Raw genomic sequence first — 16,262 nt, forward strand, 5'->3', positions numbered from 1 at the left:
GATAAGAAAATATTATATGAAGGCTAATTAGATAGATATATATTGGAATGTTACAATAGAAAAAACTGTAACAAAGGATGAAAAATCAATGAATGAACGTTATCAAATCAAGTATCAGACACCAAGTATCGAAACATTTAATCAATTACGGACAGAGGCCGGTCTAAGTAGCAAGGAAAGAAAAGCAATTGAAATTGGCCTTCCTAATACACTATTTGCTGTATCTATTTATGATGGTAATACATTAATTGGTATGGGAAGAGTTGTTGGTGACGGAGGGGTTGTTTTTCATGTAGTGGATATTGTTGTTAAACCTAGCTATCAGGGACAAGGCCTTGGAAAATGTGTGATGCAGGAAATTATGAATTATTTAGATAACCATACATACCAAGGATCGTATGTCAGCCTGATCGCCGATGTTCCGGCTGATAAGTTATATGAACAGTTTGGCTTTCGCTATACAGCTCCGAATTCTGTGGGAATGTATCGTATGTATTAAAAATCCCCTAATTATTGTTTGGATAAAACAATAATTAGGGGATTTCTTTATATTAATTTATTTATTAATAGTCTTTTCCGCTAATGCAACAACTTCTTCAGCAGTGCTTAGTGAAAGGAATTCATCTTTAAGTGCTGCAAGTTCTTTTTTATTCAAGCCAAGAATTTGCGTTCTTGCCGGTAAGATAGAAGTGGCGCTCATGCTGAATTCATCCAGGCCAAGTGCAAGAAGTAATGGAATCGCAGTAGAATCTCCTGCCATTTCTCCACACATACCAGCCCATTTGCCTTCTGCGTGAGCTGCTTCAATCACATTGTTTACCAGGTTCAAAATTGCTGGATGATATGGTTGGTACAGGTAAGATACCTGTTCATTCATACGGTCAGCAGCCATTGTGTATTGAATTAAGTCATTTGTTCCGATGCTGAAGAAGTCAACTTCTTTTGCAAATTGTTTTGCAATGACAGCCGTAGATGGGATCTCTACCATGATTCCTACTTCGATATCATCAGAAACTTCTATACCATCATTTTGAAGGTTTTCTTTTTCTTCTAATAGCAATGCTTTAGCTTGGCGAAATTCTTCCAATGTAGCAATCATCGGGAACATGATTTTTAAATTGCCGTATGCACTTGCGCGTAATAGAGCACGCAATTGCGGGCGGAATACGTGTTCATTTTCTAAACAGAAACGAATTGCACGGAATCCTAAGAATGGGTTAAGTTCTTTCGGCATATCTAAGTAGCTGATTTCTTTATCCCCGCCGACATCGAGTGTACGTACAACAACAGGCTTGTCTCCCATTTTTTCTAATACGGATTTGTATGCTTCAAATTGTACATCTTCGGAAGGCAATTCCGAGTTACCCATGTACAAGAATTCTGTACGATAAAGACCAACGCCCTCACCGCCATTATTAAGAACGCCCTCTACATCGTCGGGTGTACCAATATTTGCAGCAAGATCTACTTGTTCGCCGTCTGCAGAGAAAGTAGGCTCATCTTTTAATTTTGCCCATTCTTCCTGCTGTTTTGCAAATGCAGCTTGTTTTTCTTCATATAATTTAATTTCTTCCTCTGTCGGGTTAATAATAACCTTACCTTCAATTCCATCCACGATAACTTGATCGTCTTTTTTCACTGAATCTGTAACATCTTTTGTTCCTACAACAGCGGGAATTTCCAAAGAACGGGCCATAATAGCGGAGTGAGAAGTTCGGCCACCGATATCGGTTGCAAAACCTTTTACAAAATCACGATTTAACTGAGCAGTATCTGAAGGAGTTAAATCTTTTGCAATCACAATCACTTGCTCGTTAATTAGAGCAGGGTTAGGGAAGGTTACCTGAAGCAAATGAGACATTACACGTTTTGTAACATCATGAATGTCAGCTGCGCGCTCACGCATGTATGCATTATCCATATCTTTAAACATTTGAATGAACATCGTTGCAACTTCGTCTAAAGCAGCTTCTGCATTTACTTTTTCATTATTGATTTTATCTTTGATTGGATTTATAAGCTCTGGATCGCCCAATACAAGCAGGTGTGCAGAGAAAATTTCTGCATGCTCTTCACCGAGTTCTTTTAATGTATGTGCTTTAATTTTCTCCAGTTCATCTCTAGAAACTTCGATTGCGCTTTCAAGACGTTCAATCTCTTTTTCTGGATGATCAACTGTCGTCTTTTCAAACGTTAATTCCGGTTCTTTTAATTCATATACTTTAGCAATGGCAATACCGCTTGATGCAGCAATTCCATTCATTTTCTTCATCATTCGAGCATCCTTTCTTTAATAAAGCTTTAAACATATTATAACATATTTATACTAAATGAGCGTGCATCATTGTGCAAGTAATATACGGAAATTGTAGACATTTGGCGATATGAGAAAGGAATTGCTAATTATTGTCTTTTTTAGAATGCTTCAACCATCTTCCGATAAACTCAAATACTTCTTTTCGGCATGTATCGTTTAATAACTCGTGTCTTCCTCCTTCATAAACTTGGACGAGAATGTTCGTCAGCCCGCTTTTTTGAAAAAGATCAGCAGTTTTCCATACCCCATTCCCATACTGGCCAATCGGATCTTGGTCTCCGCTAATAAGAAGAAGGGGCAGGTTTTTACGTATATGTTGATTGAGGTTTTGATCTCTTGTCTGATATATCCCTTCCAACAAGTCATAGAAAAAACGAGCGGTTGGAATAAAGCCTGTATAAGGATCCACTTCATAGGCGTCAGCCAATGTTTTATCTCTTGTAAGCCATTCATGCTTATAATGTTTATCACGCTTCATACTGCTTCCTAAAACAAGGTTATTCATAAGAGGAGATGGCTTTGTTGCTGGTAACAGGGAGGCAACTCTTTTTCCAATAGCCGTAACGATTCTGGAATAATGGCCCGTGCCAGTTAAAATTACCCCGTCGATTTCCGTGCTATAATGCTGGATGAAATTTCGCATTAAGAAAGAACCCATACTATGCCCTAAACAGTAATAGGGAAGGTGTGGAAACGCATCTTTCCCAAATTGCATGATTTCATAAAGGTCTGTAACGACACGACGGAATCCATTTTTTTCTGTAAAGTACCCCTGTATTCCGGTATCTCCTGTTTTACCATGACCGCGATGATCACAGCCTATGACAACAAAGCCTAAGGAAGTACAATAAGAAGCAAAATCGTGATAACGTTCGATATGCTCCACCATGCCATGTGCTATTTGCAAGACACCAATCGCTTCATTTTCTGGAAGCCATTGTTTGAGATAAATGCTTGCACCATCAGAAACATCTAGCCAATGCTGTTTGATATGCATTCGGCTTTCCCCCTTATTGATTCTATAATTAGCAGTACAGTATTTTGTTTGAAGCAGCTATTTTCATTATACTGTGAAGCCAAGTTTCAGAACAAATGCCAGAGTAAATAAAGATACGGAATCATAGACTATGGTTTTGGACAGGAGAAGGCAAAAGGTGAAAGCAAACCAATGGAAAATATGAAGTAAAGAATAGAGCTTTCTTGAATAAAAGGATTGAAAAATGGCCAATATTATACCTCGTTACTTTAGCAAACATTATCCGTATTCTTTCCTTAAAAAGTTATCTTAAAAGAAGATATTAAGAAGAAATCAGAAGTTGACGCTCTGCATGTAATTATTTTTAGCATGAGGTTAATATTGGCCTGCTGTTAATTAAAAAAGAGCATCAGTAATCGTCAATCCGACAAGACTCGTTAATTTACTGGGTTAAACACCCTGAACATAGAATATTCTTCATTAATTTCTGCTTGTTATTCTGAATCTTTACGAGTTTGCTCTGGTAACGAATCCCAGAAAGATTCATCTTGTTCATTCACGGATCCACTTGCAATGGCTCTTAATGTGGAATCAAGGGTGTTGATAGTCTGTTTAATTAAGTAACCATTACTTTTTTGGCCAAGTACAGCTGATTCATTGGAATGGTCAGACATCCCGCGCATTTCGAATAAAAGAGTGGCAATATCGTATTGAACCGCAATTCCGTTACGTGCAATTGTTTCAGCACTTCCGCCAGGGTATTTTCCAATGCGTCCCCAGCCTGTTGATTCAATTTCATTGTAGACTATAGCACCAAGTTGCTTAGACTTATGCAGGACCTCTGGATTGACGTTAGGTGTTGTTGGATGAAGGATGGAACCAGATACCAATTCATCCCCATTAATTACCCGATCCGCTCCTTGATGATGTAGGTCAATCATGTAATCAATATCATATTTTTGTAAGACATTCTCATGCAAAGCTTTCGTTTCCGGTTGGATTTTATCAATATGATCGCGATTTATATCCGTGCCAACAGCGTTGTATCTAGTTAAATGACGGTCACCGTTTGCAACATAATCATCTAATGGAAAATCAACGTCTCCCATGGCGCCGTCCGCATTAAGCATTGGCAGCACGAGGACATTAACATTATCCAATACCCCTTTTGATTTACCTGTTCCAAGATGTTTGATAAATTCTAGTGCTCCTTCTGTAGTTAATTGTTCATTCCCATGTTGTTGGGTTAAATATAGAACCGTTGGATTTTCAGGATTCGACATATACTTTACAAGGTGAATATCCCGCCCCTTCACAGTTTGACCAATAACTTCTAATTCCATTTTTTCTTGTTTTGCGTCTTGTTTTTTCAGAAAATCTACTAATTCTTGATAAGTGGTAAGGATAGAGGTATTCACGGTTTCATTACCACCGTAATTTGGACCATTCCCAACTGCATTGACAACTGCGGGAGCGATGGATGTTCCACCAAGTACGAAAGCTCCTGTAAGGCTTAATGCTAATAGTCCTTTGTTCAATTTATTCATGAAATCCCTCCATTGTTTATAGGTATATCGTTATGTATTCTAGAGGATTTGCTAGAACCCTCCAAATAACACAAAATTAAAGGGATTGTCCTGTGTACAAATAACTAACCTGGGATGATAGATGGGGTGACTAAAGTTTTGATAATAATAAATTCATTATTTCAATCGCTTTCCAAATCGTTACTGAAAATAAAGAAATGAAAGATGATATATTGTTTTTTTGAGTCAACACCGTTATCGATAGTTGATATTATAAGAAACAATTCATGAATCTTTGTTGCGCAACAAATTCAAAGTGTGATAAAGTAGATTTTAGGGATTGTCGGAACATAGGAGGAGTATGAAAGCATGTTAACTGTCATTAATGTTATATTAGTAATTGATGTTATTGTTATGATTACACTTGTGTTATTGCAGTCTGGAAAAAGTGCAGGCTTATCCGGTGCAATTTCTGGTGGAGCTGAACAGTTATTTGGGAAACAGAAAGCACGCGGAATTGATTTAGTGCTTCATCGTTTAACGATTGTTACAGGTGTACTGTTCTTTGTCTTAGCTTTTCTAGCAGCATATGTATTACAGTAGATATTATACCTTATCACATTTTGGTGGTAAGGTTTTTTCATTTTCACTTTTGTTTTAGAAGGGTATACTAGAAGTGAAATGGGAAAAAATTAGTGAAGGAAGATGAAAGGAATGGATAGTGTGAAAGTAAAGTTACCACAGCCGTTTACATTTGAAGCAGGAGAGCGGGCTGTTTTATTATTACATGGATTTACAGGAAATTCTGCAGACGTTCGTATGCTCGGACGTTTTTTAGAGAAGAAAGGCTATACGAGCCATGCGCCAATTTATCGTGGGCACGGGCTTCCTCCTGAAGAATTAATAAAAAGTAATCCAGAACAGTGGTGGGCAGATGTAAAAGCCGCATATAACCATCTAAAGGATTTGGGATATAAGGAAATTGCTGTAGCCGGTCTTTCTCTTGGCGGAGTATTAGGTTTAAAACTTGCTTATTCGGAGCAAATTAAAGGTATGGTATCCATGTGTGCTCCGATGTTTTTTGATAACGAGAAAGAGCTGACAAAAGGATTTCAATCGTTTTCCAAAGAGTTTAAGCAGCTGGAGCAAAAGGACGAAACGGTCATCAAAGAAGAAATGGAAGCATTAATGAGTAACTCGAAGGATCTCTTTAAAGGGGTCGGTGACACCATTAAGGAAGTGAATTCAAATATTGATATGATTTATACACCAACTTTTGTAGTGCAGGCAGAGAACGATGAAATGATTAATACAGACAGTGCTAATTATATTTATGACAATGTCGAAGCTACACAAAAGGATATCAAATGGTATGCAAATTCTGGCCATGTCATTACGATGGACAAAGAAAAGGATCAGCTTCACGAAGATATCTATATGTTTTTAGAAAGCTTAGATTGGGAAGTATAAAATAAAAGCAGGAAAGATTAAAAGAAAGAAGGTGAAAGTATGAAAGAACGCATTTTAGATTATATTAAAGAAAACAGTACCAAGCCTTTATCTGTTCAAGAACTGGAAGAGGCTTTAGCTTTAGATAATGCGGTTGAATTTAAAGAGCTAGTTATTGCTTTAAATGAGTTGGAATTAGAAGGAGAGCTTGTACGTACAAGGAAAAATCGTTTCGGATTACCAGATAAAATGAATTTAATTAAAGGGACAATCCAAATGCATGCAAAAGGTTTTGCCTTCCTTATTCCGGAAGATGAAGACGAAAAGGATGTATACATCCACGCAAATGATATGGGTTCAGCAATGAATCGAGATAAAGTACTTGTTCGTTTAGAAAAGAAAGATTCCGAGGGTTCTCGCCCAGAAGGCAAGGTTATTCGAATTTTGGAGAGGGCGGTAGTCACTGTTGTCGGCACGTTTGAAGATAATCGTTCCTTTGGATTTGTCATTGCGGATGATAAGCGGATCCCTAATGATATATTTATTTCTAAAAGTCATACACACGGTGCGATTGATGGCCATAAAGTACTTGCCCGTATTACCAAATATCCAGAAGGAAGAAAGAGTGCAGAAGGAGAAATTATTCAGATTCTAGGTCATAAAAATGATCCGGGAATTGATATTCTCTCCGTTATTTATAAGCATGGAATTCCGATTGATTTTCCCGAAGAGGTCATTGAACAAGCAAATAGAGTACCAGATGAAATTCATCCAGATGAGATAAAAGGAAGAAAAGATTTACGGGATGAAGTCGTTGTCACGATTGATGGAGCAGATGCGAAAGATTTAGATGATGCTGTCAGTGTGAAGCGTTTGGATAATGGGAATTACCAGCTGGGTGTCTATATTGCTGATGTGAGTCATTACGTTAAGGAAGGCACGCCGCTGGATAAAGAAGCATTTGAGAGAGGTACAAGTGTTTATTTAGTCGATCGCGTGATTCCTATGATTCCCCATCGTTTATCAAACGGTATTTGCTCCCTTAATCCCCAGGTTGACCGCTTAACACTAGGCTGCCAAATGGAGATTAATGCAGGCGGGCAAGTTGTTCACCATGAAATTTTCCAAAGTGTGATTAATTCAAATGAGCGAATGACCTATTCAGATGTGAATAAGATTTTAGTAGATAAGGATGAGGAGCTTCGTCAAAAATATGAGCCGCTTGTTCCTATGTTTGAGGATATGGAAGAGCTTGCCTCTATTTTACGCAAAAAACGTTTTGGACGAGGAGCTATTGATTTTGATTTCAAAGAAGCAAAAGTGCTTGTCGATGAACAAGGCCATCCGACCGATGTTGTTATTCGTGAACGTTCCGTCGGGGAAAAATTAATTGAAGAATTTATGCTTGTTGCCAATGAAACGATTGCTGAGCATTTCCATTGGATGGATGTACCATTTATTCATCGTATCCACGAAGACCCGGACGAAGGAAAGCTGGAGAAATTCTATGACTTCTTAGCTGGACTGGGTATCTCTGTAAAAGGAACTGCGAATGAGGTTCATCCGCAACAGCTGCAAAAAGTGTTAGAATCCATTAAAGATGAGCCTGAGGAAATGATTGTATCAAAATTAATGCTGCGCTCGATGCAGCAGGCAAAATATTCTCCGCAAAGTGCTGGTCACTTTGGTTTGGCTACGGATTTTTATACACATTTTACTTCGCCGATTCGCCGTTATCCTGATTTAATTGTGCACCGATTAATTCGCACATATTTAATTGAAAATAAAATGGATAAGCAAACGTTGAATCATTGGAAGGAGCGCATGCCAGAGATTGGTCGTCATACTTCTGAGATGGAGCGCCGAGCAGTAGATGCGGAGCGTGACACAGATAATATGAAGAAAGCGGAATTTATGAAAGATAAAATTGGTGAAGAATTCACTGGTATTATTAGTTCCGTAACGAATTTTGGCATGTTTGTCGAGCTGGAAAATACGGTGGAAGGTCTTGTCCATGTCAGCTATTTAACAGACGACTATTATCATTATGATGAACGCAGTCAGGCGATGATTGGAGAACGGACAGCCAAAGTATTTCGAGTTGGAGATGAAGTTGATATTAAGGTAGCTGATGTAAACTTGGAAGAATACACAGTGGATTTCGAATTAACATCCTTAGCTTCTCCACGTCGAAAAGAAAGCAAACAAAAGCCGTCTAAACGAGTAATCCAAACCTCAACCAAAACGAAAGAAAAATCAAAACCAAAGGCAAAAGGGAAAGCAAAGCCTAAAAATCAAAAAAGAAATAAATCAAAACGGTAGAATCTCTTTTAAGAGATTTTATCGTTTTTTCACACAGAAAGAAACTTACTTACCTATATAAAACTTTTGAGATAAGGCAAGTTTTTTGGTAAAATAAAGAGAGAATTCATTCAGAGAGAACGTGAATGCTTCACAGATGAAAAAGAACTTTCAAATGAGTTCATATACTTTATTTTCATGAGCTATTAGTAATGAATGAAAGTTCTACGAGAGGATAGGATGATTTTAAATGCCAAAAGGAAATGGAAAAACCATCGCCCAGAATAAAAAAGCTTCCCATGATTATTTTATTGAAGACACGTATGAAGCAGGAATTGTTTTACAAGGTACGGAAATTAAGTCCATTCGTAATGGCAGAGTAAATATTAAAGATGCACATGCCCGGATTGACAGGAAAGGCGAACTGCAATTAATTAATCTGCATATTGCTGAGTACGAACAAGGAAATCGTTACAATCATGATCCTACCCGTACACGAAAATTATTGCTTCATCGTAAAGAAATTGATAAATTAATTGGTCTTACCCAGCAGCAAGGCTATGCATTAATCCCATTAAAAATTTATATAAAAAATGGTTATGCAAAAGTATTAATCGGCCTTGGAAGAGGGAAAAAGAAATATGATAAACGGGAAGACCTTAAACGGAAGCAAATGAAACGAGATGTCGACCGCGCAATCAAAGATCATATGCGTTAATCAAGACCACTTGATTTTTTAGTATGATTTGTTATAATAGAGGTTACCTTGTTAATGATAGTTGTTGAACAAACAACTCATATCATGCAAACAAGGAACAGCTGAATAATGATGCTTAATTATTCCCTGTGCTTTTTATATACGGGGACGTTACGGATTCGACAGGGATAGATTGAGCTCAAGTTGCACGTCGAGGTTACGGCTCGTAAAACGTTACGCCTAAATATAACTGGCAAAGAAAACAATCAACCTGTTTTAGCAGCTGCGTAAGTAGCCTAAAACGATCCTTCCTGCCATCGCCCGTGTGGCAGATTGAAGGGTCTCAAATGAAGCGGGCTATACTGCTATCCACCGTCTGAGGATGGGCAGAAGAACTTAATCAGACTAGCCCCATGGAAGCCTGTTGGTAGGCTGACATGAGAGTGAATGATAATATACCAACTAAGCGTGTAGATACTTGAGTGGCGATATCCTTGGACGAGGGTTCGACTCCCTCCGTCTCCATTTTAGTTTTATTAAACAATTTTATCACGTTTCATTGAGTGTCAAAAACCTTGAAATTATACGGTTTTTGACACTTTTTTATTTCAATGGATTTTATTGTAAGGCAGTCAAAGTAATGCGGGTTAGAATTTTCATTAATGTATAATGCATCCGCAATAAAAGCGAAATCAAATTTACCTTCTTCAGCTTTTTGTGCCTGTTCTATATAAAATTCAAGACTGACACTGGCATTTGACGGTATATCTGGGTGTCTCCAGTCAGACATTTTCTCCCCTACACCATGGATCATCGTCCATATTTTCACTTGTCGTTGCAACTCTTTTCTCCCCTTTCTATTATTTGTGATCATTTTTTTAGTTAGGAAGATGAAAGACGATACAAATTTATTTCACTGTATTCAATTTTAGATAATGGCATAGAACATCAAGGATCCTGCTGTCAAGATTAAAGCAAAGGTCTGTAATTTCAATAAGATAGGAAAAACCAGATTATCAAAGCGTAACCGTTTAGATAGTTTGGTTCTTTGTGCGGCTGAAATTTCCTGTCAATAATGTGAAGAATAATTTATTTCTTGTACGTTATTGATAATTAACCGGGAATATATTGCAAATCCTAAATTTTAAGAATATGCTTTAAAGTTATCAAATTTTTCATTAAAATGTAAGAAGTAAAGGAAAAAATATAATATATTAATGGAAAGTTGGGATGTATAGGATGACTGCATCTTTTGTATTAAATCAAAGATTGAAGATGGTGGATATAAGTATAGAGGTGAATCAACTGCAATTATCTAGTAAACAAGAGGAACTGGAGCGATTAAAGGAAGTGCAGAAAGATCTGAGAGAAGTACAAAGTGATTTTTACGATGTAGAGGAAGGGTGTTCAAAACCTGAATTCACATCAAAAAACTTTGATGGAGAGAATGCAAAAACGGTAGCAGAAATAAGAGAAGATGGGGTAAAGACAAGCATTGTTTCCTTAGCTGAAGAGCAGATTGGCGGGGCAATGACGGACATAGGAAAAAAACTAAGACAGATAATGAGTGAAATCAGTAACATAGAGACAAATATTATTTCATTAGAGTCACAACAAATAGAGCTTGAACAGCAGAAAAAAGAGGCAATGAAAGATGAGTAAATAAATTAAGGTATATCCTGAAATTGCTAAGCAGGGTGTTACCGAAATGTATCACTTATAGGAACCAGGGGAATTCATGCGGCTAGAGCAATGGCCTTGGAATTTGGACAAATACGCTAGTTGTGCCCGTCGTTTCTAATCGTCCTCGAATAATTCTTTCGGATTCATTTAATCTCGAAGTCAAGTTTCTATCATTCATATGACGGATGTTGAAAATGGTAGTTTGAACCAGGGCATAAGGCTTTTAATTGTTTGACATTCTTTGAAAATAATTCCTTTAATCCCTTGGAATTAATAATTAGCATGTTTATACTATAAATAGATGAAAATAAGCTAATTTTTACCGTGTAACGAGTTATGTGTGCATGGTTAAAAAGGGAGTGAAGGCATGACTGAAATAAAATTAAATCGTGGTCCAGTCGAACAAAAGCTTCAAGATTATGAACATGTATTAGCTCAAGTAAAAGCCAAAGGACTCGTGGATATCCGAGGGGAAAATAACTTGGATGCAGTAAAAAAAATGAACCAGTTAAATCAACGAATCGAACAATTAACTGTACTGTTTCAAGACGTTTCGGCAAAGCATATTACTTCTGCATTAGGAGCATTGGATGCATTGGAGGAAAAAGATAGAATGGAAGCAAAGGGAATTAAAATGATCGAATCATGATTTTAGCGATAGCGAGGGAGGGATAGGGTAAAGGGGTATGAAGACTTTAGAAGCATCAACGATTCATGAAGGTATTGAACAGACGACAAAGCTTTTGGGAGAATTAGCGAATCAAGTTGTGGAAGTTCAGGGGAAAATAACAGGAATACTGCAAACAGAATCGGATTTTAGTGGACGAACAGCTTCATCGATCCGTGCATTTTATCGGGATATCCATTCACCACTAGCTGTGTATTTAGAAGGAATTGTCCGGGAATATCACCAAACATTACTGCAAATCCAACAGTCGTTGTACGAATTTGACAGCTCGGAGCAGGCCTATATTGATGAAGAATTTCTTCAATCAGAAATGAAATCACAACTCCAAAAAACAAAAGAACATACAGTGCAGTTAACGGATGAAACCAATGAGCTTTTACGATCGGTACAAGATATTATCCATTTATCGAATGTCTCGGATGAGGAAATACTATATAATGTGGGTAAAACAGAAGATAAAGTGAACAAAACAATTGAAAATCTGTATCAATTTGACCAGGAAGCAACCAACAAGTTAACAACAACGGAAAAAGATTTTGACCTCCTAGAAAACTACCTTAAAGATATTCAGTCGTTAACGGGAGATCATCAGTTGCTGGTAACGAATTACAAAGCGAATTCAATAAAGCAATTAGATGTTCATCAGGAAATGATTGCAGGGCTATTCCAAAAAGCCATTCCCAAAGAATATGTGATAGACATTCTTACCGCAATAACAAGTTCTAGTTATCTAGCAATGGGATCTACTGCCGCATCCATTGTCCGAAACGAATTTAATGATAAAATGAGTATGACGACGGATTATCGGATACGGGCTCTGGGTTACTTTTTGGATAATACATCGCCTGTTATGCTAGAAGATCAATATAATAGTCTTAATGTTACCACAGTAAGCACTACGCCTGTACGAGATTATAAAGGAGAATTTTACGGTAATTATTTAACCCTGCAAGATGGAAGAATTGTTCGCTCTTTCATGGATCACGAAGGAGTTATGAAATATCATTTCGTGGAGGCAATCCCTGAGGAGAGATTAAAGCCGCCGGAAGTGGAGGAAGAAGACTTCTTTACGAAACTAGGTAATAGTTTCAAGAAGACCGTTGACAATACAGTTGAGTTAGGGAAGGATAAAGTTACTGGTTTCGGAAATCGTCTAGAAGAATTAAACGATAACAAGATGAATTCATTTTATGACTTTTCGAATTATCTAACGGTAGGTGCCTTAGATACCGGAAAAGATACGTATAGAGCCATGGTTGGCTATGGTGAAAATATGCTTAACTCCTCAGAAGACTTCGTTAATTGGTTAACAATGGGAGGAGTAGACTTAGCGAAAGGCACATTTGCGCCAGAGGATCCAAATTCCAAAGAACATATAGCAAACGTACTCTCCATGGGAATGTTGATGTTATTCGTAAACCAAATCCAAGTCCAGACGTTCCATCACCAAGCGGTAAACCATCGGGATCACAAGCTGTGCCAAAGACTGATAACGATACAAATTCTTCCACTGCCGCAGCAAGTAGTTTTGTACCTGATGGCGGGAGATTACCAACACTTACCAATATACGTGAATGGTTTCGACAACAGATGCCAGAGGTTGGACTTGTGCAGGACGCTACTGGGGCTTATCATTTAGTTAGATCAGATGGCGGTGGAAGAAGTAGTGGTAGTAGTTCTACTAAGGATAGTGGAGATAAGGGTATAGATAATGCTAAAGATATAACAAAATTAACTGTTGATGATATACCAACTGCAAAGAGTGGGAATTTTAATAAATTCTTCAATTCCCTTACAAGTAGTGAACTAGACGAACTTTGGAAAGATAAAAAGATTAGAAAGAAAATTGAACGTCAACTTAGAGAACCTGGAGGTTTACATGAGTGGCACTTAGTTTCAAGGGCTCCTCAATTTAAGTATTGGAATATTGGTGCTGAAGAGATTAAAGATTTAAGAACAGCTATATCAGATGTCAAATTTGTCAATCCAAACGGTGTTCATGGAGGGTTAGGCTCAACTAAAGCGCATAATGAATTGTTAGCAATAATAGATACTTCTAGCGACTATAATACATTTGTTAGACGACTTAATAATTGGGCTAATTATAGATTAGAGGGTGGAGTTTCGTCTTTACCACAAGGTCTAAGATTAAAGTAGGAGGATACTATAATGGAAAAACAAGGATGGGTTTCAATTTGGTTAGGGAATATTAACGATGAGGACTCAATAGGAGAGTATGTTGATTTAACGTATGATGAGGATGGCGAGTCTGTCCCATCCCAATTCTTTATCGATTTTAATATTGATATGGATGAAACAGATGAGGATACTATAGAAAAAGCGGTCTATAAGAATAGTAGTAGTGATATTTCAGCATTATTAGATGGGTGTTCGTATGAAGAAATTGTCATCCCAAAAATCCAGAAAAGTATAAACCTAAAGAAATCATATAATGCAGTAATTTTAATATATAATTTTGAATATAAAAATGAAATTAGTTCAACAGGTGCTTTTGATTTTATTGCTGCTACAAATTATGAGAAAGAGAAATCTTAAAGGTATGGAGAATTGATTTAGTTGATGGTTAACTCAGAAATTACTTATCTAGTGGGGTTACTTTATAATACAGATAAAAATATTTTAATCAGCCAGTTAAAAAAAGTAGATAATCCACTAATACTCCATTACTTTGCTGCCAATTATAATTGGAATAGTGGGTTTGAAGTACCAGCAGTTATCTTAGATAATGAGACTTTTGGCTTAGGGACTGGTTTACTAATGTTTCATTATGCAGATGGCTATCGTTTGTTAGAGAGTTCAGAAGAAATTTCAGGTTCTTCGTTAGAGGAATGGAAAGTTTTTTTGAGGAAGAATTATAATAAACTACTAAGCCTAGACTTTAAATCACAAGACATTTCTTTTGACCCTGAATTAACAAAAATTCAAAAGTATAAGATAAAAAAGAATAATCCAGACCTTCCTGACGTTCTAATTAGTAAGTCTCCAGGCAAAGAGATTGATATACCTAAGATATAATGTAATTTATTTGAAACCTTGATTGGCAAAGTGCCTTTCAAGGTTTATTTTTGAGGGACTACCTAGTGACGAATGACTTACTTACTACTTACAGGATAGAACTAAACCTTGTAATCCCTATATGATTTATTAACAAATTATTTGGTACGTACAACACCCTTAAAAAGGGTACCCTATCTAGTGAATTTCCTTTGTTGTGAAATAACCTAAAATCATCAGATACCACCATACTTATCCTCAAATACTTACCCTTTGCTTTCTCACTGCCTTTTAAATTTTTCGCAACTTTTACGTACAAAAGAACGATTACTTTATCGAGAGGACTACTCCACCTCAATTAACTCCTGAATGTCGATGTCTAACACTTTGCATACTGTTTCTAATGTTGATAGGTAAACTCTGTCCACGTTGTCTGAACAAAGATGGCTAATCGTATTAGGACGCAGTCCTGTCATTCGTGCCAATTCACGCTGTGAAAGGTCACGTTCTTTAAGGATTTCTTTAAGTTTGATTGATATTGGCATGATAGTTCCCTTCCTCTTTTTCATATTACTTTTACGATACACAATAAATTTGTATCGGTAAAGGGGTTGAATGTATCGCTAAAACCGCATACAATAAATTTATGTTGGATATAGCGGCTAAGCGTTACGTTAATGTAACGGAGGGGGAAATTATCATGAAAGTTATTGGATATATACGAGTATCTACACAAGGACAAGCAAGGGATGGTTATAGTCTTGCTTACCAAGAAGATGAAATCAAAGCGTTTTGTCAGGCTCAAGGATACACACTTTTACGCTTGTTTAAGGATGAGGGTATCAGTGGGGCTAAAGTGGATGAAGAAGCGTTAGAAATGGACAGATTAGGCTTTCAGGAGATGTTGGAGTATCTCTCCCACCATGAGGTGGATTATGTTGTCACATTGAACACAAGCCGATTATGGCGGTCAGACATTGTGAAAGTGTTAGTTCATCGAGAGTTGAAAAAGTATGGAGTAGACATTCGGAGCATTGAACAACCGCAATACAGTATCCATAAGAAAGACCCTAGCGACTTTTTAATCAATGGCTTAATGGAGTTGTTAGACCAATATCAACGATTAGAAATCTCATTGAAGTTAGGGAGAGGGCGAAACAAGAAAGCCCAACAGGGCGGCTATGCAGGAGGAAATGTCGCATTAGGCTACAAAGTGAAGAAAGGTCAAAAAAGGCTTGTCATAGATGACAGACAGGCGCAGACCGTACAAAGAGTGTTTGACTTAAAGGAACAGTATCCTTCATGGTCTTTAACTCAGCTAGCGGAACAACTGAATGAAGAAGGACATCGAACAAAACAAGGAAAGTTGTTTACGAAAGTCCAGATCAAACGGATTTTAGATAGAAAAGCCTTTTATAGTGGGTTATACCGCTATGGAGACATAACAGCAAATGGCAAACATCAAGCCATTTTATAACGGTTAACAGATAGAGAATGGATAGGCTTTCGTACCCTTGCGAGTCTCTTGAGACTAACGCTCGACCTAAGGTTGCCGACATTCTCTGTCTTGCATTTACCGTTAAAATCTAAAATAGGGGTGAGGTTTTCTG

At 37.3% G+C, this 16,262-nt stretch carries 16 protein-coding genes, 1 other RNA gene and 1 pseudogene; 13 read left to right on the plus strand and 5 right to left on the minus strand.

Annotated elements, in window-relative coordinates; all coding sequences use genetic code 11:
- Positions 1-88: 88 nt before the first annotated feature.
- The gene (locus KI343_RS16140) at positions 89-499 is read left to right on the plus strand and encodes a GNAT family N-acetyltransferase (protein ID WP_212927458.1); all 411 of its coding nucleotides are present in this window, start codon (positions 89-91) and stop codon (positions 497-499) included.
- Positions 500-556: 57 nt separating this feature from the next.
- On the opposite strand, the gene ptsP is transcribed toward KI343_RS16140, so the two are convergent.
- The 3 genes from ptsP to KI343_RS16155 all read right to left on the minus strand — a co-directional run bounded on the left by ptsP (position 557) and on the right by KI343_RS16155 (position 4,840).
- Positions 557-2,272: a phosphoenolpyruvate--protein phosphotransferase gene (gene ptsP, locus KI343_RS16145; RefSeq protein WP_212927459.1), complete on the minus strand. Its 1,716-nt coding sequence runs from the start codon at positions 2,270-2,272 to the stop codon at positions 557-559.
- 127 nt (positions 2,273-2,399) lie between these two features.
- On the minus strand, positions 2,400-3,314 hold the full coding sequence (locus KI343_RS16150; RefSeq protein WP_212927460.1) for an alpha/beta fold hydrolase: 915 nt from the start codon (positions 3,312-3,314) through the stop codon (positions 2,400-2,402).
- 473 nt (positions 3,315-3,787) lie between these two features.
- Complete coding sequence (locus tag KI343_RS16155) at positions 3,788-4,840, minus strand: M14 family zinc carboxypeptidase (RefSeq protein WP_212927461.1); 1,053 nt, start codon at positions 4,838-4,840, stop codon at positions 3,788-3,790.
- A gap of 348 nt (positions 4,841-5,188) precedes the next feature.
- Here KI343_RS16155 and secG point away from each other — a divergent pair, with 348 nt between their 5' ends.
- From secG to ssrA, 5 genes are all read left to right on the plus strand, one after another.
- A complete protein-coding gene (gene secG, locus KI343_RS16160) occupies positions 5,189-5,422 on the plus strand; it encodes a preprotein translocase subunit SecG (RefSeq protein ID WP_212927462.1) in 234 nt (77 codons plus the stop codon).
- A gap of 120 nt (positions 5,423-5,542) precedes the next feature.
- Entirely contained in the window at positions 5,543-6,289 is a 747-nt protein-coding gene (locus tag KI343_RS16165; RefSeq protein ID WP_212927491.1) for an alpha/beta hydrolase, read from the plus strand.
- A gap of 39 nt (positions 6,290-6,328) precedes the next feature.
- Entirely contained in the window at positions 6,329-8,590 is a 2,262-nt protein-coding gene (gene rnr / locus KI343_RS16170; RefSeq protein ID WP_212927463.1) for a ribonuclease R, read from the plus strand.
- Between the two features lie 229 nt (positions 8,591-8,819).
- Positions 8,820-9,287, plus strand: coding sequence for an SsrA-binding protein SmpB (gene smpB, locus KI343_RS16175; protein ID WP_212927464.1), 468 nt, complete (start codon positions 8,820-8,822; stop codon positions 9,285-9,287).
- A 143-nt stretch (positions 9,288-9,430) separates the two neighbouring features.
- Positions 9,431-9,794: a transfer-messenger RNA gene (gene ssrA, locus KI343_RS16180) on the plus strand.
- A gap of 85 nt (positions 9,795-9,879) precedes the next feature.
- Here ssrA and KI343_RS16185 read toward each other — a convergent pair.
- Positions 9,880-10,140: pseudogene (locus KI343_RS16185) on the minus strand (hypothetical protein); the annotation flags it as partial.
- 365 nt (positions 10,141-10,505) lie between these two features.
- On the opposite strand from KI343_RS16185, the gene KI343_RS16190 reads away from it, so the two are divergent.
- From KI343_RS16190 to KI343_RS16215, 6 genes are all read left to right on the plus strand, one after another.
- The gene (locus KI343_RS16190) at positions 10,506-10,928 is read left to right on the plus strand and encodes a YwqH-like family protein (RefSeq protein ID WP_212927466.1); all 423 of its coding nucleotides are present in this window, start codon (positions 10,506-10,508) and stop codon (positions 10,926-10,928) included.
- A 388-nt stretch (positions 10,929-11,316) separates the two neighbouring features.
- Entirely contained in the window at positions 11,317-11,598 is a 282-nt protein-coding gene (locus tag KI343_RS16195) for a YwqI/YxiC family protein (RefSeq protein WP_212927467.1), read from the plus strand.
- Positions 11,599-11,635: 37 nt separating this feature from the next.
- Positions 11,636-13,276 carry a ribonuclease YeeF family protein gene (locus KI343_RS16200; protein WP_212927468.1) on the plus strand — a complete coding sequence of 547 codons (1,641 nt, stop codon included), beginning with the start codon at positions 11,636-11,638 and terminating at the stop codon, positions 13,274-13,276.
- Complete coding sequence (locus KI343_RS16205; RefSeq protein ID WP_244857037.1) at positions 13,228-13,794, plus strand: hypothetical protein; 567 nt, start codon at positions 13,228-13,230, stop codon at positions 13,792-13,794. The genes KI343_RS16200 and KI343_RS16205 overlap by 49 nt, the downstream gene beginning before the upstream one ends.
- Positions 13,795-13,806: 12 nt before the next feature.
- On the plus strand, positions 13,807-14,193 hold the full coding sequence (locus KI343_RS16210) for an immunity 22 family protein (RefSeq protein ID WP_212927469.1): 387 nt from the start codon (positions 13,807-13,809) through the stop codon (positions 14,191-14,193).
- 24 nt (positions 14,194-14,217) lie between these two features.
- Positions 14,218-14,673 (plus strand): DUF4274 domain-containing protein, encoded by a 456-nt coding sequence (locus KI343_RS16215; RefSeq protein WP_212927492.1) that lies wholly within the window; start codon positions 14,218-14,220, stop codon positions 14,671-14,673.
- Between the two features lie 323 nt (positions 14,674-14,996).
- Here KI343_RS16215 and KI343_RS16220 read toward each other — a convergent pair whose 3' ends face one another.
- Positions 14,997-15,197 carry a helix-turn-helix domain-containing protein gene (locus KI343_RS16220; RefSeq protein ID WP_026089141.1) on the minus strand — a complete coding sequence of 67 codons (201 nt, stop codon included), beginning with the start codon at positions 15,195-15,197 and terminating at the stop codon, positions 14,997-14,999.
- A gap of 155 nt (positions 15,198-15,352) precedes the next feature.
- Here KI343_RS16220 and KI343_RS16225 point away from each other — a divergent pair, with 155 nt between their 5' ends.
- Positions 15,353-16,129, plus strand: a complete 777-nt coding sequence (locus KI343_RS16225; protein ID WP_212927470.1) for a recombinase family protein — start codon at positions 15,353-15,355, stop codon at positions 16,127-16,129.
- Positions 16,130-16,262: the final 133 nt, after the last annotated feature.

Origin of the sequence: Oceanobacillus sp. J11TS1, assembly GCF_018333215.1 — a bacterium.
GTDB lineage: Bacteria > Bacillota > Bacilli > Bacillales > Amphibacillaceae > Oceanobacillus.